The organism is Streptomyces sp. 2323.1 (genome assembly GCF_900221035.1).
In the GTDB taxonomy this organism is placed as follows: domain Bacteria; phylum Actinomycetota; class Actinomycetes; order Streptomycetales; family Streptomycetaceae; genus Streptomyces; species Streptomyces sioyaensis.
This window is the reverse complement of record NZ_LT907981.1, coordinates 163964-181709: the sequence shown is the minus strand read 5'-3', so window position 1 is coordinate 181709 and position 17746 is coordinate 163964. Positions and strand designations below refer to the sequence as shown.

The 17746-nt window shown below is 67.3% G+C and carries 16 protein-coding genes and 1 pseudogene; 9 read left to right on the top strand and 8 right to left on the bottom strand.

Going from position 1 to position 17746, the window contains the following annotated elements; genetic code table 11:
• The first annotated feature begins 848 nt into the window (after positions 1–848).
• On the top strand, positions 849–1403 hold the full coding sequence (locus tag CPH93_RS00730; protein WP_096211595.1) for a hypothetical protein: 555 nt from the start codon (positions 849–851) through the stop codon (positions 1401–1403).
• On the top strand, positions 1400–1642 hold the full coding sequence (locus tag CPH93_RS00725; protein WP_096211594.1) for a hypothetical protein: 243 nt from the start codon (positions 1400–1402) through the stop codon (positions 1640–1642). Before CPH93_RS00730 ends, CPH93_RS00725 begins: the two co-directional genes overlap by 4 nt.
• 457 nt (positions 1643–2099) lie before the next feature.
• Here CPH93_RS00725 and CPH93_RS00720 read toward each other — a convergent pair whose 3' ends face one another.
• The gene (locus CPH93_RS00720) at positions 2100–2501 is read right to left on the bottom strand and encodes an ester cyclase (protein WP_096211593.1); all 402 of its coding nucleotides are present in this window, start codon (positions 2499–2501) and stop codon (positions 2100–2102) included.
• Positions 2502–3255: 754 nt separating this feature from the next.
• Between CPH93_RS00720 and CPH93_RS00715 the strand changes: the two genes are divergently transcribed.
• Both CPH93_RS00715 and CPH93_RS00710 read left to right on the top strand, forming a co-directional pair.
• The gene (locus CPH93_RS00715; protein ID WP_096211592.1) at positions 3256–3690 is read left to right on the top strand and encodes a VOC family protein; all 435 of its coding nucleotides are present in this window, start codon (positions 3256–3258) and stop codon (positions 3688–3690) included.
• A 1251-nt stretch (positions 3691–4941) separates the two neighbouring features.
• Positions 4942–5901 (top strand): arabinan endo-1,5-alpha-L-arabinosidase, encoded by a 960-nt coding sequence (locus CPH93_RS00710; protein ID WP_096211591.1) that lies wholly within the window; start codon positions 4942–4944, stop codon positions 5899–5901.
• A gap of 9 nt (positions 5902–5910) precedes the next feature.
• Here the strand turns inward: CPH93_RS00710 and CPH93_RS36070 are convergent.
• Both CPH93_RS36070 and CPH93_RS00700 read right to left on the bottom strand, forming a co-directional pair.
• A pseudogene (locus CPH93_RS36070) lies at positions 5911–6278 on the bottom strand (transposase); the annotation flags it as partial.
• Between the two features lie 50 nt (positions 6279–6328).
• On the bottom strand, positions 6329–7132 hold the full coding sequence (locus CPH93_RS00700; RefSeq protein ID WP_096215228.1) for a hypothetical protein: 804 nt from the start codon (positions 7130–7132) through the stop codon (positions 6329–6331).
• A gap of 574 nt (positions 7133–7706) precedes the next feature.
• On the opposite strand from CPH93_RS00700, the gene CPH93_RS00695 reads away from it, so the two are divergent.
• The 3 genes from CPH93_RS00695 to CPH93_RS00680 all read left to right on the top strand — a co-directional run bounded on the left by CPH93_RS00695 (position 7707) and on the right by CPH93_RS00680 (position 11733).
• A complete protein-coding gene (locus CPH93_RS00695) occupies positions 7707–8558 on the top strand; it encodes a class I SAM-dependent methyltransferase (protein WP_096211590.1) in 852 nt (283 codons plus the stop codon).
• 1069 nt (positions 8559–9627) lie between these two features.
• Positions 9628–11076 (top strand): cellulase family glycosylhydrolase, encoded by a 1449-nt coding sequence (locus CPH93_RS00685; RefSeq protein ID WP_096211588.1) that lies wholly within the window; start codon positions 9628–9630, stop codon positions 11074–11076.
• A 285-nt stretch (positions 11077–11361) separates the two neighbouring features.
• Positions 11362–11733, top strand: coding sequence for a hypothetical protein (locus CPH93_RS00680; RefSeq protein WP_096211587.1), 372 nt, complete (start codon positions 11362–11364; stop codon positions 11731–11733).
• 366 nt (positions 11734–12099) lie between these two features.
• Here the strand turns inward: CPH93_RS00680 and CPH93_RS00675 are convergent, their stop codons facing one another.
• Complete coding sequence (locus CPH93_RS00675) at positions 12100–12957, bottom strand: RICIN domain-containing protein (RefSeq protein ID WP_231977122.1); 858 nt, start codon at positions 12955–12957, stop codon at positions 12100–12102.
• A 302-nt stretch (positions 12958–13259) separates the two neighbouring features.
• Between CPH93_RS00675 and CPH93_RS00670 the strand changes: the two genes are divergently transcribed.
• Together CPH93_RS00670 and CPH93_RS00665 are read left to right on the top strand one after the other, a co-directional pair.
• A complete protein-coding gene (locus tag CPH93_RS00670) occupies positions 13260–13508 on the top strand; it encodes a hypothetical protein (RefSeq protein ID WP_096211586.1) in 249 nt (82 codons plus the stop codon).
• Positions 13509–14185: 677 nt separating this feature from the next.
• On the top strand, positions 14186–14524 hold the full coding sequence (locus CPH93_RS00665) for a MerR family transcriptional regulator (RefSeq protein WP_096211585.1): 339 nt from the start codon (positions 14186–14188) through the stop codon (positions 14522–14524).
• 286 nt (positions 14525–14810) lie between these two features.
• On the opposite strand, the gene CPH93_RS00660 is transcribed toward CPH93_RS00665, so the two are convergent.
• The 4 genes from CPH93_RS00660 to CPH93_RS00645 form a co-directional block, all read right to left on the bottom strand.
• Entirely contained in the window at positions 14811–15107 is a 297-nt protein-coding gene (locus CPH93_RS00660; protein ID WP_269460136.1) for a hemolysin III family protein, read from the bottom strand.
• 76 nt (positions 15108–15183) lie between these two features.
• Positions 15184–15486, bottom strand: coding sequence for an SCO5918 family protein (locus CPH93_RS00655; protein ID WP_096211584.1), 303 nt, complete (start codon positions 15484–15486; stop codon positions 15184–15186).
• 60 nt (positions 15487–15546) lie between these two features.
• On the bottom strand, positions 15547–15936 hold the full coding sequence (locus tag CPH93_RS00650; RefSeq protein WP_096211583.1) for a CBS domain-containing protein: 390 nt from the start codon (positions 15934–15936) through the stop codon (positions 15547–15549).
• Positions 15937–15996: 60 nt separating this feature from the next.
• The gene (locus tag CPH93_RS00645) at positions 15997–17496 is read right to left on the bottom strand and encodes a DEAD/DEAH box helicase (RefSeq protein WP_096211582.1); all 1500 of its coding nucleotides are present in this window, start codon (positions 17494–17496) and stop codon (positions 15997–15999) included.
• Between the last annotated feature and the right edge of the window lie 250 nt (positions 17497–17746).

Below are 17746 nucleotides of genomic sequence, written 5' to 3'. Positions count from 1 at the left end.
TGCATTCTTAGCCCCACGCGGGCGGGGCTCTCCGCGGCCAATGCCACGTCAGCCAGCCCCTGGAGGTCACACTCTGGGGCTCGCCGAAGCCCCGCGCCCGCCGGCCCGGGATCGCGAGAAAATACCGCGTGCGGACCGGCGTCAGCATCACGAGCCCAAACACCGGTGTTCTCGTGGTCACCGACATCTTTGGCTCCGAGCTACCACGAAGTCGCCGGCAAATCCTTGACCTGGTTTCTCCTGTTCCATTCCACTCATTCCAAAGACGGAGCCAGAGAAAGACAAGAGCAGAAGGGCGAGAGCAGAAAGACGAGAGCGGGAACCGCGCGGCAGCTTGCTTTGCGGCTCCGTTGCAACGTATTGCACCGTCCGCCAGGACGCCTGAGGGGATGTGGGTATTGCGGAGCGCCGTATGAGCCCGGGCCGCGGCGGCTGGTGCATCCAGCGTCCCTTTCGTCTCGAATCGCCGGCGGGTCGGCAGCGGGAGACTCCACCTCCCGCAGCTCACGACCAACCCGCCTACCGCGCCGGCCGATCGGCACCTGAAGGAAGAGGAGAACACCATGACCACCAATTGGTGCACAAGCGCTGCTCAGGGGCGGCGGGGAGGTGTGATGGCGGGTGCCCTCGCCACCGCTGTCCTCACCAGCCTGACGCTGATCGGCTCTGCCCCGGCCCGAGCTGCTGACGACACGGTGGCGTTCCCACGAAGACGTACGAAAAGGACGAGGACGTCCTCGCGGACCTGAAGAAGTGGGCGCCCGTCAAGGACGCGGAAAGCGTCATGGGATACCCGAAGGGCCCGGACAGGGGTAAGGACGGCAAAGTCAAGGCCGTCCTACGAGGACGTGAAGCGCATCTACGACGCCGCCACGGCGGTCGAGGACGCCAAGAAGGCGGCGAAGGCGTACTCGGACAACCCGCAGAACCCCTCCGATGCGAGGAGAGTCGCCACGGCTCTGGTGGAAGGCAATACTCACGCGAAGAACAAGGCCGACGACAGCGCCGAGATCAAGAACAGCACCACGGATGACAAAACCGTGAAGTCAAAGGACATACGCCGCGATGGGCGACCAGCCGAGGCGTACTGCGGGGGTCAATTCGACAGCCCGGGGCTGGAAAACCCTCTCCTGGCAGGCGCATGCGCCTTCGTCGGCAAGCTCGACGACAGGGAGGTCTCCACGTACCCTCAAAGGGCAGCGACAGACGACATAGCAGGCGGCGGAAAGATCCAATACAAGGTTCAGGGACAAGTCACCGACGAGCAAAGCAAGACGGAAGGCTGGTCGGTGGGCGGCAAGCTCACGCCGAAGATCACCCTCACTCCCGAAAACGGAGGGAAGGGCGGAGAGGTAGGCGGTGAGATCAGCTACACCTACAGCTACTCCTCCTCAAACGCGTGACGAGCACGTCGGAACAGACTGTCGAAACCGACGTCCCGGACGGCAAGAAGGGGTTCATGGAAGGCCGGGGCAACGGTTCCTACTACCTCGGCTACATCGTCGTCCGCGCTCTCGATGCCGATTATGATGAGGGCACGAGCGGAAAGGGCGAGCGCATGATCCTCATTCCCGCCCGGGTCTACGTCCAGTCCGCTGAGACCACCAGCCCGGTCACCTGGTTCAAGCGGCTGGGATCTTAGGCGTTGACACGGTGACCGTGAGGATCTGGCCTCGGACCTGCCTTCGTCGCTACCGCCCACGGGGGCGTCGCACACACCGAAAACACCGAGTGCGGCGCCGCCGTCATTCTCGACATCTTCTGCTGAACCGCCTCCATGGGCTGAGGGTCCAGCTGGTGGTGCTCCTCCCGCGCGTAGGGGGACCTATCAGCTGCTTGTCACCGTCCCCATGGCGCTGGCCGGACTGATCGGCGTCGTCGCAGCCGGAGCTGCCTGGGTCCGAGTTGAGGCCATGAACTCCGCCGTGATTTCCATTTGTCGGAGCACGCTCTCGGTCTGCTCCTGCGTCGCACGGGTGCTGTGGCCGGTCAGCGTGCTGCTCCCGGTCTTGAGGCAGACCGGGGAGGGGACCCGGACGAACTCCGGTGCAGCGTACGTCCGGATGAAACCGCCGGAGGTCTTCGTGGCGTGCGACCACTCATTTTTCCAGTTGGCGGAGATCCCAGACCACGTGGCTCTCCACGAGCTTGTCACCCTCGAATGTGTAGATGTTGATGCCCTCAAACGACACCGTCCGGTCGCTCGGCTCGTTACCCAAGAATTCGCCCGTGTGTCTCCCCGTTGCCGTCCAACGAGTTACCACCTTGTCTCCCTCCGCAATCTGGTCCTGGATCTCATGGCGCAGATCGGCGAACGCTGCGTACATCCGCTGATAGAACTGCCTGGTTTCTTCCAGGGAGAATGCTTCACGGCCGGGAAAGTTGAGCTTGTAGTTTGGAGAGAAGAGTTCGTCCAAGACGCCGAAGTTCCCAGCATCAAGTTCAGCGAACCGTCGTCTCACGATTCCCTTGGCGTAGTCAGTACTCAGTCGCGTGCCCATGAAATTTCCAGTCGTTCGGCTGTGTTCGGCAGGTTTTCTCGTGCCCGAGCCGCTCAGGGTAGTTTCAGCCGACCGGGCAACTGGGAGCCACGAGGATCATCGCCGTCAATTCGCCCCATCGGCTGCGCACAATGTCACCGGGACGAGTTCGGCGGTCGACGCTGAGCTGCGTGGTGTGGACAACCTCCGGAGGGGTCCACCGGTCAGCAGGCGGGCCACGGTCGTGCCGTGTCTGGAGTATCGGGAGTACGAAACGACCGCTCCTCATCCCCGGTTACGAATCGAGACCACGATGTGGCGCACTGCGCAGCGGGACCCACCCTTCCTTGGTCCCGCGGGTGCGTGGAGCAGTCGACCCGGTGCCGCCGAACCAGCCGCCGTTCGGGACCAACCGCGGGTGCGGGGAGCAGGGGACAGGCATGTGATCCGGGCTCACCTCGGAGGCCTAGGGTCCGTCGTCAAACGGATCTTGCCCAGAGCAGGAATGACGCGAGACTGACCGCTGCTTCGTAGGAGGCAGCGGTCTTGTCGTATCTAAGGGGTGTCCCGCAACTGGTCTTGGCGTGAAGGTGGTTGGTCAGGACTGGATCCTGGGGACCACTGGGGCGCTCCGCCGCCACGGTCGTGTCGTTCTCGTGGACTGCCCGGTTTGATCACTTGGTGTCCAAGGCGGCCCAGGATGCGACGGGTGACGGGCGGATCCGCCTGGGGAAATGAGCGGCAGAATCCCCCTGGTACGCGATACGGTGCGCCGATGTCAGCGATCAAGAAGTTCCAAGTCACCTTTGACTGCGCAGAACCTGAGCGCCTCGCTCGCTTCTGGTGTGAAGTGTTGGGGTACGTCATACCGCCGCCGCCGGAAGGGTTCACCACCTGGGACGATTTCAACCGCACCCTGCCTCCTGAGGAGCAGGGATCATGGTTCGCCTGTAGTGATCCCTCAGGCGTGGGCCCGCGCCTGTACTTCCAGCGCGTCCCCGAAGGCAAGATCGTTAAGAATCGGGTGCATCTCGACGTCCGGGTCGGCACCGGGCTCGTGGGGGACGAGCGCCTCGCCACGCTCGAAGCCGAGTGCGCACGACTGGTCGCGCTCGGTGCGACCCACGTGCGAACACTGTATGCCGATGAGGAAAACGAGTCGTGCATCCCGATGCTGGACATCGAGGGCAACGAGTTCTGTATCGACTGAGCACTCTCCGAGCCGGGGAGGCGGGGAGCCGCCTCCCTTGGGCCTCTCCGGTCTCGTATGGGGAGGGAGTTACCCCACGTTGCGGTGGAAGCGAGGGAGAGCCTCGGAGGTGGGTCGTTTCGTCCCCTGCCGGAGTGGAGCGCGCGGGCGGACCCGGGCCCCGAGAGGGGACGCATAAGGCCGGGGCCGGCCAAGCCTGAGATGGCCCAACCTTCGGCGCTGCCCGCCCAGTCTGGTGAGGACGGGGCCGTCTCCTGGCCGGTGCACAGAGCGGCGAGCGGGGAGCGTTGCCCCTTGCTCAGGATGCGCAGTGCGGGCCAGTCGATGTCGGGGTGTTGCTGGGGCAGGTCGTTGATGTATCTGGTGGAGAACCGGGGAACATATGTGGTGCCGGCCTTGGTGGCACCGAACTGCCCCCGGCCGTGGGAGGCCAGTTCGATCCAGCCCAGGCGGCCCACACCACCCCGGGCCAGTGGCCGACGGTGGGCGCGCCGTGGGCGTCGGCGGCAGCCTTCTCGCGGGACGGCCGGAGAGCTGGTGCGGGTCCTTGTGCCGACGCAGGGTCGCAACGGAATGGGGCACGCGGAGGCGTGTCCGTGGGGGCGTGCGGTCCAGTGAGGGGCGCCCTTGTGCGGTAACGGAGAGGCTCAATACGATCGCACAATGTTGGGGGGTGGCCTCTGACTCTGCTCTGCTCGCCGGGTGCGGAGCAGTAAGTCTGCCGTCCGGTGCGGTGCGTCGGGGGTTGGCGCCGAGGTGCAGTGGCGAAGGCCGCTGCCCGTGTGAGACTCGTGGGCTGCAACTTCCTGGTCATGCATGGCTCAGTCGAGGCATTCGGGGGTGGGACCGTTGGGCGTGATCGGCCGGGTCGACGGGCGCGTCCGGAGACGCTCTGCTACGCGTGGCAGTGCACAGACGCCTTGGAGTGCCTGATCGCGGTGGTAGCCGGTCATGGTCTTGGCGTGATCGACCTGGGGCGACGCGCGAACACCGCAGATGCGGCGCACCGGGTCACGGGTGAGGGCGCAGGCCTGGACGGTGGCCCAGTTCTGGAGGCGAGTGGCCCGGGTGCTGGTGTGCCAGGGCAGGAGCCGGCACCTCCGGCGGCAGAGCCAACGCTGCTCACCCGTCCGTGGGCGAGCGTAACCACGAGGACAGAGGAAGGTGATCACTGTGTTCGGTGGCCCTGGAAGGCGGGCTGGTGGGGGTGGGCGTCGCGTACGCGTACTGCTCTCCATCGCGGCGCTGGTCATGTCCTTGCTCACCACCACGCAGACAAGACCGGCCACAGCTACCGTGCCGGCCTGGCCGTTGCCGGGGGCGGTCAGCGGAGACACGTCCGTACACGACCCCTCCATGGTGAAGGTCGGGAGCCAGTACCTGGTGGCTTCCACGCACAAGCAGGTCGAACTCCGGGTATCCGACGACCGGATCAACTTCAGACGACTGGGCCCCGCCTTCAGCAGCGTCCCGGCCTGGTGGAGTCGATTCAGCTCCTCCAACGACGTGTGGGCACCGGATGTCTCGTTCCACAACGGCAAGTACTGGATGTATTACTCGGTGTCCAGCTTCGGTTCCAACAACTCCGGAATCGGGCTCGCCACCAGTGACACCGGACAGCCCGGCACCTGGGTGGACACCGGAGCACCCATCTTCACCTCTCCCCACGCGGGCTATGACTTCAATGCCATCGACCCCAACCTACTGGTGGACAAGAATGGCAAATGGTGGCTGACCTTCGGGTCGTTCCGGCTGGGCATCTACATGGTCGCCCTCGACCCCCAGACCGGAAAGCCGTCGACCACGGACACCCGGATTCGCCACCTGGCGCAGCGGCTGCATGTCTGGCCCGACCCGGTCGAGGCACCCTTCGTCTACTACAAAGACGGCTACTACTACCTGTTCGTGTCCTTCGACTACTGCTGCAAGGGCGTCAACAGCAACTACAGCATCCACGTCGGCCGCTCCACCGCACCCGACGGCCCCTACGTCGACCAAGCCGGGCGCAACATGGTCGGAGACGGCGGCACCCTGCTGCTCGGCACACACGGCAACTGGGTGATCGGCCCAGGCGGGCAGTCCGTCATTCACGACAACGCGGACAACCACGACCTGCTCACCTACCACTACTACGACGGCCGGGACAATGGCCAACCCAAGCTGGGCATCAACTACTTGGGCTGGGAGAACGGATGGCCTTACGTCTACTAAGACCGTGTCCTATGTGGTGAGGCGGACGTGGCGTTTGTAGCAGCAGTTGGCGGCCGCAAGCCCGAGAAAGGCAGGTAGTTGCGGGGGCCTCGATCGTAGCGTGGGCTGAGTCCGCGGTAGCCCGACAGCCATGACATGGTCTGCTCGATCACCCATCTACGCCGCCCAACAGCTCGCTGGACTCGATGCCCTTGCGGGCGACGCGGCTCCAATTCGCTTACCCCACAGCCATTTCCGCCGATCGGGTCGGGCATACGCCTTCTCGGCGTGCAAACACTGAGGCTTGATACATCGGCCGCGGTGCGGGTCGTGTCTCGTTTGGTGACCTCGACCATCATCTTCAGTCCTTTGCTGTCGTGGGTGTTCCCAGCCGAGACGAAGGCTCTGGCCAATCTGGCTGCGGATGCCACTGGCGGCGCGGGTTCGGTCAGTCGATCTTCCGGTAGTTCATGAACCAGTGGGTGTCGAAATAGCGGGCCATCGTGAACGGGTGGTGCGGGTCGATGAGGATGCGGCAGACGAACTCCGCGGTCTGGCAGTCGAAGGGGACGTCCTCGCCGTCGAAGGACCGGACGACGACGGGCCAACGGTCGGGGTCGTCGCCGTCGGCCCTCCAGCAGTACAGGTCCTCGTGCTCCGTGCCCGCCCAGATGAGCAGCCCGTCCTCCCTGAGACCCGTCCACGGCTCCTGGTTCAGGTCCAGGTATCCGTCGAAGGCGCCCGCGCCGAACGTTTCGACCATGCGCTTGTACTCGCTCGGGAGCGCGGTGCCCAGGCGGGACTCCACCTCCGCCCAGTACACGTCCGGTCGCTGGGCGGGCTGCGTCCAGCCGGTGATCCGTATGAGCCGCTCCATCCAGTCGACGTCCTCGTCCTCGTCCGGAGCGACCGCCAAAGGTTCTGGCACCTCCCTGCGAGCGACCACAAGCACCGGCCGTTCGACCCCTTCGACGTCTCGCGCCGTACCCGTGCCGACCCACTGATCCCCGTACGCCCACGCCCGTATCTTCACGGCCCGGTCCTCGAAGGGGACAAGGAGAGTCGCGCCCCTGGAATCGTCGACCGTCGGATCGGTGAATCCGTCAAGGACGAGAGTGCGCGGGAGGCCAAACCTGCTGGCGAGCAGGTCGGTCAGAGCCTGCGGGTCCACGCCGCTGGGCAGGTACATGTAGCCGTCCCCCGGGCCGAGCTGGGCCAGCAGGTCGTTGACGGTCGCTTGCGTGAGCTCCATGCCGACAGTGAAGCGCACCGCACTGACAATGGACGTGCCCGGACGTAGCTGACGTCAACGACGCGGGCGAGTGACCTCCGCCTGTCGCATTGGGGGTGCAGCTGGCATGCTGCAGCCAGCCCGAGGGCCTGTTAGGCCGTTTTTTCGGGTGGTCCGTGTGGTCCAGATGTGGATGGCCGTGAGGTGAGAGCCTTGCGCCGGCCTCCGTGGCGAGGTGGTTTTTGGTGGTCGGTCCGTCGCGCGACGTGTAAGGGCATGTTCGGTGGGCTCGCCGGACGGGGTTGATCGTCGGGCGGGGGCCGGGACCATCCCTGCGGGTGTGGGGAGCGGATCGGTGGTGGTTCCCTCGGTACGAGCACGACGGGCCTGGTTTCGTTCATCGTCAGGAGCAGTGTTTGTTGGTGTGTGCTGGCTCTGTCCACTTCGTGTGGTGACGTACAGAGGGTGACTGTTGGTCTGCGCCTGCTGGTGGTTTTAGTGGTCGTAGGCGGCAGTGCGCGCATGACCGGCTGGCCGCGCCTGAAACTGGCTCCACTCATCAGGCCTCCTGGAATCGATCATCTAGGGTGGCGCGGTGACTGATGAGCAGGAGCGGGTGCAGCCGTCGGGAGTGCGGGCCACGGCGGTGGGGGTGGCCAGAGTGCGGGCGCTGGAGACCGAGCGGGAGAACGCGCTGTTCCGCGACCCACTGGCACAGGCCTTCGCCGCCGCCGGCGGCCTGTGGCCCTCCTCGCCGCCGCGGCCCGATGACGAGGCCGCGCGACGCCGCCGGCTGGCCGTGTCGTTCTCCATCGTCATCAGGACGAAGTTCCTCGACGAGCTGTTGCAGCAGGCCGCCGCGTCCGGGGTCCGGCAGGTCGTGCTGCTCGGTGCCGGCATGGACAGCCGGGCCTTTCGGATGGACTGGCCCGAGGGCACCCGGCTGTTCGAGGTCGACACCGCCGCCCCACTGGACTTCAAGGCTTCGGTGCTGCGCCAGGAGCGGGCCGTTGCGCGCTGCGAGCGGATCACTGTCGCGGTGGATCTGCGTGAGGACTGGCCAGGCGCGCTGGCCGCCGCGGGGCACGACCCGGCCGTGCCGACCGCGTGGATCGCCGAAGGACTACTGATCTATCTGCCCAAGGATGCGGTGGAGCTACTGCTGGCCCGGATCAGCATGCAGTCGGCGGCGGGCAGTCGGATGGGGCTGACGTTGGGCTCGCGCGGCGTGATCGAGCGCTTCGGTGCGGACGCCGTGCCGGGATCGGCGGCGTCCATGTGGTTCTCGGAGATGCCCGACGACCCGGTGGGCTGGCTGGCCGGGCACGGCTGGGAGGCCGACAGCCACACTCTGCGCGAGCGCGCTGCCGCTTACGGCCGTCCGATCAGCACCCCGCCGCAGCGCGAGGAGCGGCCCGGCGGACTGATCTCGGCGGTCCGCCGGTAGAGCGCCTCCCGGTTCCCTGGATGATCGATTCCAAGGCGGCCTGATGGGTGGAGCCAGTTTCATGTGCGGCCAGCCGGTCATGCGTGCACTGACCGCCTACGACCGCTGAAGTCCGCCCGAAGTCGCCTGGCTGGACGGGGGTGTGGTCGACAGTCCTTCGCCGTGAACGAAGTGCTGCCGCAGTTGCACGAGCTGCTGTTTCCTCAGTCGAGTCGTGTTGGTGGAATCGTTCGAGGTGATCGAGACGGTCGTCCGGGTCGGGGCCCGTACGACCGCAGGACGGGCGGCCTGTCCGGGGTGCGGGTGCTGGTCGGGGCGAATCACGGCTCCTACCTGCGATTTTTTGGTGATCTGCCGACGGCGGGCAGGTTCGTCGTGGTGTCGTTGCGGGTGCGGAGGTTCGTCTGCGAGGAAGGATCTTGCGAGCGCATGTCCTTCGTCGAGCAACTACCCGGTCTCACCCGCAGGTTCGGGCGACGGACCGAGCGGCTGCGGTCGACGCTGGTGTCGGTCGGCCTTGCGCTCGCGGGCCGGGCCGGCGCCCAGATGACGGACGCCTTCAAGGTTCCGGTCAGCCGGAACACCCTGTTGAGGCTGATTGCCTCGCTTCCGGACCCCGCCACCGCAGTACCCCGCGTGGTCGGCGTGGACGAGTACGCCCAGCGCAAGGGCCGCGAACGGCCCAGTCTCCGGAGCTTCGCCCAACACCTCGAACGACCTCGACGCCGTCACCGCGGGCCTCACACTGCCCTGGAACTCCGGCGTCGTGGAGGGTCATGGCCGGGTTTGGGGTGGTTGGCGCGGGCCGGGTGCCGCGGAGGGCCCCCAGCGAAGGCCTCGAGGAAGACGCAGGCGAGGCATCGGCAGGCGAGGACCCAGGCGAAGGCCCTGGGGGACGCTGGCGGTGACGCTGGGGGGCCGTTGAAGTAGGAAGTCCGCCAACTCCCGTCAACTCCCGCTAACTCCCGCCAACTCCCGTGCGGGCCTGGGAAGTTGACGCATCCGCCAGTAGCATCCGGCCGGCCATTAGCACGCTGCCCTTGCAGCCACCTTCGAAGGGGTCTTCTGCATGCGCTTGACCTGCCGCGTCGCCCCCGCCGCCCTCGCCCTCGCCGTGGCTGCTCTCCTGCTCGGCGTCCTCCCTGCGCAGGCCCAGACCCGCCCCGACCGCGTTTCCGATCGCGTCCCCGGCCGCGCCCCTGACCGGGTTACGGTCGGTGACCGCACCTTCATCGCCGACGGCCAGGGCCGCGCGCTGCAGTGGCGCGGCTTCAACCTGGCGGATAAGAGCAGCCGGGGCGCCAACGCGTTCGCCGGCATCCACGAGGGCGACCTCAAGGACATGGCCGCCCGGGGCTTCAACCTTGCGCGTCTCGCGTTCTTCTGGGACGACCTCGAACCCACCCCCGGGCACTACGACCGCGGCTACCTGACCAAGATGCGCCGCATCCTCGACTGGGCCGGCCGCTACCACATCAAGGTCATCCTCGACGCCCACCAGGACGTATACGGACCCCACTTCGGCTCCCGCGGCGTCCCCGACTGGGCCACCCGCGACGAGGGGCTGCCGTTCGAGCCGATACCCGACGACTGGTTCTCCGAGTACTTCGAGCCCTCCGTACAGACCGCCTTCGACCACCTGTACAAGGACACCGACCTGCGCGCCGCGCACGCTCGCATGTGGATGACGGTCGCCTCCGCCCTGGGCAGGCACCCGGCGCTGCTCGGCTACGACCTGATGAATGAGCCGTTCGCGAAGTTCCTCGAAGGCGAAGACCTCCCCGCCGCCGCGGCCCGCTTCGAGGCCACCGAGCTCACCGAGCTGTGGAACCGCCTTGCCCGCGCGATCCGCCTGGTCGACCACAGGTCGTGGGTCTTCGTCGAACCAACCGTCATCGTCGGTACCGGCGTCCCCACCCAGCTGGGCCACATCGACGACCCGCACGCCGGCTACGCGCCGCACTTCTACCAGACCGCGATGGAAACCGGCGCCGACTACGACCCCAACGGCACCTTCATCCCCGCCTACGAGGCCGCGATCAGCCACTACCCGACCCGTCACCGCATGCCGGTGATCGTGGGGGAGTGGGGCGGCAACCCCTACGTTGCGCACGCAGGCCAGTTCGTCACCGACATGACGGCCTCCCTGGACCGCTTCTCCAGCGGCTGGACGTGGTGGCAGTGGTGCCGGGGCGGCGGCTACTGCTTCCTCGACCACACGGGCACAGCGAAGCCCCACGCCCAACTGCTCGTCCAGCCGTACGCGCAGGCCGTCGCGGGCGACCCGCTCACGTTCACGTACGACCCGGCCACCCGCACCTACACACTCACCTTCCGCACCCGCGACAACGCCCAGGGGCCCACCCGGATCACCGTGCCCAGGGACATCTACCCAGGCGGCTACCGCGTCGATATCCAAGGCAGCAAAGCCAGTTGGGACGACCACGGCCAGACCGTCACCGTGACCACCCACGGCAGGGCCGAAGCCACCTACCGGGTCACGATCAGCCCGAGATAGCCCACCCGATTCGCCCGGGGCTGCGGCCCACGGCCCCGCCTCAACGAAAAGAAACGCCTTCTCCACCTCACTGCCGGCAAGTACCTGCCTCCGCAGCCGGCGACACCACCTCCCCCAGGCCATGCGATCGACGTTCACCACACACGACTAGGTTCGCCGGCAAGGAAGCCCGAACGACTGAGTTCGCTGTCGAACGCCTCGATTGGAAGACAGCGGTCACCAAGAGCCCTGATTCACCCGTGCGTGCGCTGCGCCGTAAATCGAACTTGCGATGCGATCCCGGGGGTGTCCTCCTACGACTTCCCCGACGACCAACGCGCCTTCAGGCGCCGCCAGGATCAGCGTGACCAACTCCGCGCGCAGCAGCGCGAGCAGGAGGAGCGGCAGCGCGAACGCGAGCGCCAAGAAGCGCGGGAGCGCCGGGCGGCACAGCAGGCCGCTGCCGAGGCGACCAAGGAGCCCGACCCGATATGCCAGAGGTGCGACGGACCGCTGGAGGGCAGCCCCTTCGACGACGACCCGCTGGAAGAGACCGCGCCGCCGGCCGACGGCGCGTACTGCGCGGGCTGCCGCTTCCAGCTGGCTGAACTCACCGGCCGTCTTGGCCGCATGTTCCGCCGCCTGGTCGCCGGAGACGAGCACCCCGGGCACAGGTAACCCGCCTCACTCCGGTCGTGATCGATTCCAGGATGGCTTACCCGGGCCTGTGACTTGCGGGGATGGGAGGTGGTGAGGCGGGTGGTAAGCGGGCTGCGGGCAACTACGCGATGGACGGCGCCTCTGTTGGGCGGGGGCCCCTGCTCAGTTCCACACCCAGCGCGGCGGTGACATCGCTGGCTTGGGAGGTGCCGCCGCGGACCTCTCACCGCAGCCCGTGAGGTCAGGCGTGGATCTCTACGTGGTAGCCCTGATCGTCGATCTCACGCAGGACACTGACGGCGAGCTGACCGACGTCCATCCCGTGCATCGCGATGTCCTGCCCGAGCGCAGCTGATAGACAAACGGGCGGCCACAGCTGCTCGTTCAGCCCCTCCGTATGAGGAATCGCTGGTCGGCCGCGCCGGTACACCGTTCTTCGATCGCTTCGGCTCCCTCGGTGGTGTCGTTGCCGGCGATGCCGATGCACCTGCTGCTGTTGGCCGGGAGGAGTCGGAAACCCTCGCGGTCAGTGGCGGTGGCTGCCACGCGGAACAGGGTGGCCTGAGCACAGTCGTTGCGGGGCTCGAGCATGCCCTTTACCGGCCCGGAGCTCATGACCGTCAGACATCCCTTCCCCATCTGGGGGTGATGCCACTGGATGCGGTAGAGGCCCTCGCCAGCCGGTTCGAGGTAGGTGCGGGGCACGGTGGCCTGGGCGCAGGGGAGCTGGGCGGCGACCGCGCTGGCGTAGGCACCGCGACGGTCACGTCCGTCGGTCAGGCAGAGGTCGGGTGTACGGGCGGGGCGGATGGTGACCCAGCCGTCTGCGGGGGCCCTAGGAGTGGACGGAGCATTGGGCCTGTCGGGGAGTAGCGCCCAAACGCCCCAGGCGAGCGGCGGGACCATGACCGAGGCCACGAGCTTGACTGTGCGCCCCTTGGTCAGGCGAGGCCGTGAGGCCGTGGCTTCTTCGCTCCGCGGTTGAGCCGCGGGCTCGGGCCCGGAACCGGGGGGCCCGGCATCGATACCTGCGGCGATCCGGCCCCTGGCGTCCAGCCAGGCGCTGACCCGCTGCCCGTCCCCGCAGGCGCGGACGAACGCGGCCAGCACGTCGGGGCGCGGCAGGCTCGTCCGTCGCAGGACGTCGGCCAGCGTGCTGCGCGCCAGTACGTCACCGTTTTGGGCAGCCCGCTCCTCCAATTCGCGGTACGTCAGTCCCGAACGCTCTTTGAGCTGCTGCATCGACCGGACAAGGTCGGCAGCGTCTTGGGCTGCGTGCGGCGACACCTCACCCCCCAGGTTCCCCATGACCGTCATCCTGCTGCGGTCATGTCATAGGGGCAACGGTGGAATCCGCCATGCCTCGCTGTCCGGGACGCGATCCGGGCAAGGTCCTGACCAGCCCGGACACGTCCCGGACTGTCCCGGACAGGTTGTGTGCTGACATCCCGAGAGCCAGTGAGCAAGCTTGGAACGTCCGACCCGACGGGAAACCCGAGCACAGGTACCCGTCCAACCTGCCTCAATACAAGTGGAGTTCACCTATGAGGATGCGTTTAGCCGTCGCGGCGGCTGTTCTGGGTGCTACCGCCGCTGTCGCCGTGCCGGCGACGGCGATTGCTGCCCCGCCAACGATCTCTTCGTCCTGGTACGACACCCACGAGGACTTCAACAAGAAAGCCGCGTGTCAACAGCGCGGTCAGTGGTTCCAGGACAACCACACCAACGTCATACGGTGGCGCTGCGACTGGACCTCGACCAGAAGGTTCCACCTGTACCTGCTGCTCCGCTGATCCAGGTACGTCAAACGGTCCGCCCCTCCGTAAGAGGGGCGGACCGTCGTCGTGTTGGGGGCCCGTGGCGTAGTGCGCAGCAGGCCGGTGTGCATGTCTGCAATCAAGCTCGCTTGCCGGAGATGCGGCCTGGTTCCTCGACTGAATACGACTCCGGCGACAGAAGCTCGGGCACTGCCTTCACAGAAAATCTGTCATGCCGGCAGCAGACATCCGGCCTCCCGCGGGTTAGGGTTTCCGTCGTAGCCAAGAGATCGAAAGGCGCGGCAGAGGTCGAACTGCCGCGCGTGCAGTACCAGAAGAGGCACGGCAGTGGAGTCGCGGGGCCGAAGGTATATGCGTGGGCCCCGCGACTGACTGCCGGGCTGGGCGGCCCCCGGGACCGCGAGCAGAACCGCAGTAGCAAGCAGGTCGGCAGAAGGATGAGAAGGAGGCAGGCGCCATCAGGATCGCCCGGGCGAGGAAGTGAGTCCGCTCGGGTACCGCAGGCCCCGGATTGGAAGGTGGTCCCCGGTCACGCATCCGCGATCCCCGCACTTCCCGCCCTCTCCCGGGCGACGGTGCGGAAACAGAAGGCCGGCACCGCAGTAAGCCGGCAGATGGTGTTCAATCCCTCGGGGCCCTGGTGCGTGTTCGGCACCAGGGCCCCACGATGCATTCCCCGATCAGAGGTGCAAATGACCGCAGAAATCTCTCACGACCGTCTCAACGACGAGGACTACCCCGCCTACACCATGGGGCGAGCCGCCGAAATGCTCGGCACCACCCCCGCCTTCTTGCGGGCCCTCGGTGAGGCCCAGTTGATCACGCCTTTGCGTTCCGAGGGCGGCCACCGCCGCTACTCCCGCTACCAGCTGCGTATCGCCGCACGCGCCCGCGAACTCGTCGACCAGGGAACCCCCGTCGAAGCAGCCTGCCGCATCGTCATCCTCGAAGACCAGCTCGACGAAGCTCAGCGCATCAACGAAGAACTGCGCACTGCGCCCTCCCGGCCCCACCTCAAGACCGACGTCTGAACTCCGTTTGGCGCCCGCGCCCGGCCGCCGCGCCCCAGGGACGCTCAGTCAGCGTCAGGCAGCCTGACCGCCCCCACAGCAGCCACGCAGCAGAGCTCCGTCGATGTCGATATCGTCGCCGGAGCTCTTCGCCTTCAGCCTGTCACCAACCGGGCTGAGCGCCGCGGCCGAGGTGTCCTCTGATCTCGCGGCAGCGTCCGAGGCTCCGCGCCTCTCATTCATCGGGGCCGGGCGGGCCACCGAGACATCGGACGGACGAGGCCCATGAGCCAGCACACCGCTGTGGTCAGCAGACGGCGAGAGAGACGGCGATGTAGTGCGCGGTGAAGCCTGCCACGGTCAGGGCGTGGAAGACCTCGTGGAAGCCGAACCAGCGAGGTGAGGGGTGGGGCCGCTGGATGGCGTAGACCACCGCGCCCACGCTGTAGAGAAGGCCGCCGGCCACGATCAGGGCGAGTGCGGCCGCTCCGCCGGTGCGCACGAAGTCGGTCAGGTAGCGCACCGGTGCCCAGCCCAGGGCCAGGTAGCAGGGGGTATGCAGCCAGCGGATGTCTCTCACCGTGGTCGTCCAGTGCGCAGTCATCACCCGACGGCCGGCCCCGAGACGGCGGCAACGTGAGCCGAGGTACTGGAGCGGATTCCTGGCGGTCCGGTCAGGCTCAGGCCGGGTACCCCAGCATGGCCGACGCCGTCTCCAGTGGTGTGAGACCGGTCGGTGGCACGAGCGCGGCAGCGGGGCGGCACACGAAGCCGAGGCGGCTCAGGGCTCGGGTCACTTCACCGGCGGAGAAGTCACGGCGATCCTGCCGGGTGATGATCTCCCCGACCTGCTTGACGGGATAATGGCGGCGACCGATGAGCACGGACTCACCCGTGACGGGTTCGGGTTTGATGCCCTTCATCGCATCCTGCACCTCGGTCTTGAGCAGGTCGAAGGGGAAGCGGGCGATGACGACGCGCATAGTGCCTCTACAAGGTCGAAAAGAAGCCGGAAACGGATCGCCGGCCCGGCCGGAGGGGGATCAACGGCTGAGGACGACGACGCCCAGGGCGTGCCCGTCCTCGCCGATCACGGGTGAGGCCCGCAGCGCGCGTTGGCGCATGGCGCCTTCCGCGTCGTGTGCAGACATCAGGGGCGAAGTGAAGGGCCCACGGTCGTAGAGGAGGTCCCGCAACCGGGTCTCCTCGGTGTACCAGGGGCCTTGATGGTGGGCTGTCATCTGGTAACGGGTGATCAGGCCCGTACACCGCCCGTCCTCGTCACGGACGAGGAGATGGTCGGCACCGGCACCGATGAGGACGGACAGAGCCACGTCGACGATCATGTCGTCGCCGACCTGTGGTCCCGGCGACGACATGACGTCGCTGGCCGCCTTGCCGGGGAAGTCCCCCTGGGGGTAGCTCTGCAGCATCAACGAAAGCCTCCGTGACGATGGTGATCCGACAAGCCGAGCGTGATCGTCCTGACCGGCCTAGGCGGCCGGGGCCGAGGAGGCCTGCCGCCCAGTCGGTGTCCCGGTACGGGCTGATCCGGCGGCACGACGGGCCTGGGCGGGGCGGCTGCGGCGGCCTCGCGTGGAGGAGCCGCTGCGCTTGGCACGTTCGACAGCTGGTGCGGCGATGGTGACCGGGGTGCCGGAGGGTGCCTGGGCGCCGGTGATGCGGCTCAGCTCGGCCTCGCCGGAGCGGACCTGGGTGGTCTGTGGGGTGATGCCCGCGTCCGCCATCAGGCGGTTCATGGTGCGGCGCTGGTTGGGCAGGACGAGGGTGACGACGCTGCCGGACTCGCCGGCGCGCGCGGTACGGCCACCGCGGTGCAGGTAGTCCTTGTGGTCGCTGGGCGGGTCGACGTTGACGACGAGGTCGAGGTTGTCGACGTGGATGCCGCGGGCGGCGACGTTGGTGGCCACCAGGACGGTGACATGGCCGGTCTTGAACTGGGCCAGCGTGCACGTGCGTTGGGGCTGGGACTTGCCGCCGTGCAGGGCCGCGGCGCGCACGCCGCTGTTCAGCAGGTGTTCGGTGAGGTTGTCCACGGCGTGCTTGGTGTCCAGGAACATGATCGACCGACCTTCGCGGGCGGCGATCTCGGTGGTGGTGGCGTGCTTGTCGGCGCCGTGGACGTGCAGCACGTGGTGCTCCATCGTCGTGACCGCGCCCGCCGAAGGATCGACGGAGTGGACCACCGGGTCCGTCAGGTAGCGCCGGACCAGGAGGTCGACGTTGCGGTCCAGGGTGGCCGAGAAGAGCATCCGCTGCTGGTCGAGCAGCGCGGTGACCTGAGGCATGAAGCCCATGTCGGCCATCTGGTCGGCCTCGTCCAGCACGGTGATGGCGACCTGGTTCAGTCGGCAGTCGCCGCGCTCGATGAGGTCCTTGAGCCGTCCCGGCGTGGCGACAACCACTTCGGCCCCACCGCGCAGTGCGCTGGACTGGCGGCCGATCGACATCCCGCCGACGACGGTGGCCAGCCGCAGCTTCAGCGGCCGGGCGTAGGGGGCGAGCGCGTCGGTGACCTGCTGGGCCAGCTCCCGTGTGGGGACCAGGACCAGGGCCAGCGGCTGGCGGGGCTCGGCGCGCCGGCCGGCAGTGCGGGCCAGCAGGGCCAGACCGAAGGCCAGCGTCTTGCCCGATCCCGTGCGTCCGCGGCCGAGAACATCGCGTCCGGCCAGCGAGTTCGGCAGCGTGGCGGCCTGGATGGGGAACGGGGCGGACACGCCTTCCGCGCTGAGGGCCGCCAGCAGCGCCGACGGCATGTCCAGCTCGGCGAAAGTCTCGGCCGGGGGCAGGGCGGGAGTGTGGGTGACGGGCAGGGCGAACTCTCCCTGCAGTGTCGCGGTACGCCGTCCGGGGCCCCCGGAACGGCCCGTGCCCGAGCGGTTCGGACCACCGGAGCCGTAGCCGCCGCGGCCTGAGCCGGACGAGCCGGCGGAGCGGGAGTAGCGGTCATTCGTGCGAGCTGCGCGGTTCATGGAGAACCTTCCTCGATGCGGTACGTCGAGGAATTCCCGGCGGTAATGAGCCGCACACCAGGAATCGCAAGAACGAACCGATGAAATGAGATGAAACGAAGCAGGGCGGAAATATGTCGACCCTGCACGCCGAAGCGGGATCAGCAGTGCCGCAAAGAAGAGCGAAACAGTTGCCGGATCATGCATGCGGGCGGATCGCCCGTCGCGTCATAGCGGACGGGAAATCAAACTGGCTGCGCGCACGCTGCCC

Excerpts from the sequence above, each read along its gene's own strand:
- CPH93_RS00710 (WP_096211591.1), top strand. The coding sequence starts at position 4,942 with ATGTCCTTGCTCACCACCACGCAGACAAGACCGGCCACAGCTACCGTG.
- CPH93_RS00720 (WP_096211593.1), bottom strand. The coding sequence starts at position 2,501 with ATGGGCACGCGACTGAGTACTGACTACGCCAAGGGAATCGTGAGACGA.
- CPH93_RS00655 (WP_096211584.1), bottom strand. The coding sequence starts at position 15,486 with ATGCGCGTCGTCATCGCCCGCTTCCCCTTCGACCTGCTCAAGACCGAG.
- CPH93_RS00715 (WP_096211592.1), top strand. The coding sequence starts at position 3,256 with ATGTCAGCGATCAAGAAGTTCCAAGTCACCTTTGACTGCGCAGAACCT.
- CPH93_RS00650 (WP_096211583.1), bottom strand. The coding sequence starts at position 15,936 with ATGCTGCAGAGCTACCCCCAGGGGGACTTCCCCGGCAAGGCGGCCAGC.
- CPH93_RS00645 (WP_096211582.1), bottom strand. The coding sequence starts at position 17,496 with ATGAACCGCGCAGCTCGCACGAATGACCGCTACTCCCGCTCCGCCGGC.
- CPH93_RS00675 (WP_231977122.1), bottom strand. The coding sequence starts at position 12,957 with ATGCAGCAGCTCAAAGAGCGTTCGGGACTGACGTACCGCGAATTGGAG.
- CPH93_RS00685 (WP_096211588.1), top strand. The coding sequence starts at position 9,628 with ATGCGCTTGACCTGCCGCGTCGCCCCCGCCGCCCTCGCCCTCGCCGTG.
- CPH93_RS00665 (WP_096211585.1), top strand. The coding sequence starts at position 14,186 with ATGACCGCAGAAATCTCTCACGACCGTCTCAACGACGAGGACTACCCC.
- CPH93_RS00660 (WP_269460136.1), bottom strand. The coding sequence starts at position 15,107 with ATGACTGCGCACTGGACGACCACGGTGAGAGACATCCGCTGGCTGCAT.
- CPH93_RS00670 (WP_096211586.1), top strand. The coding sequence starts at position 13,260 with ATGAGGATGCGTTTAGCCGTCGCGGCGGCTGTTCTGGGTGCTACCGCC.
- CPH93_RS00700 (WP_096215228.1), bottom strand. The coding sequence starts at position 7,132 with ATGGAGCTCACGCAAGCGACCGTCAACGACCTGCTGGCCCAGCTCGGC.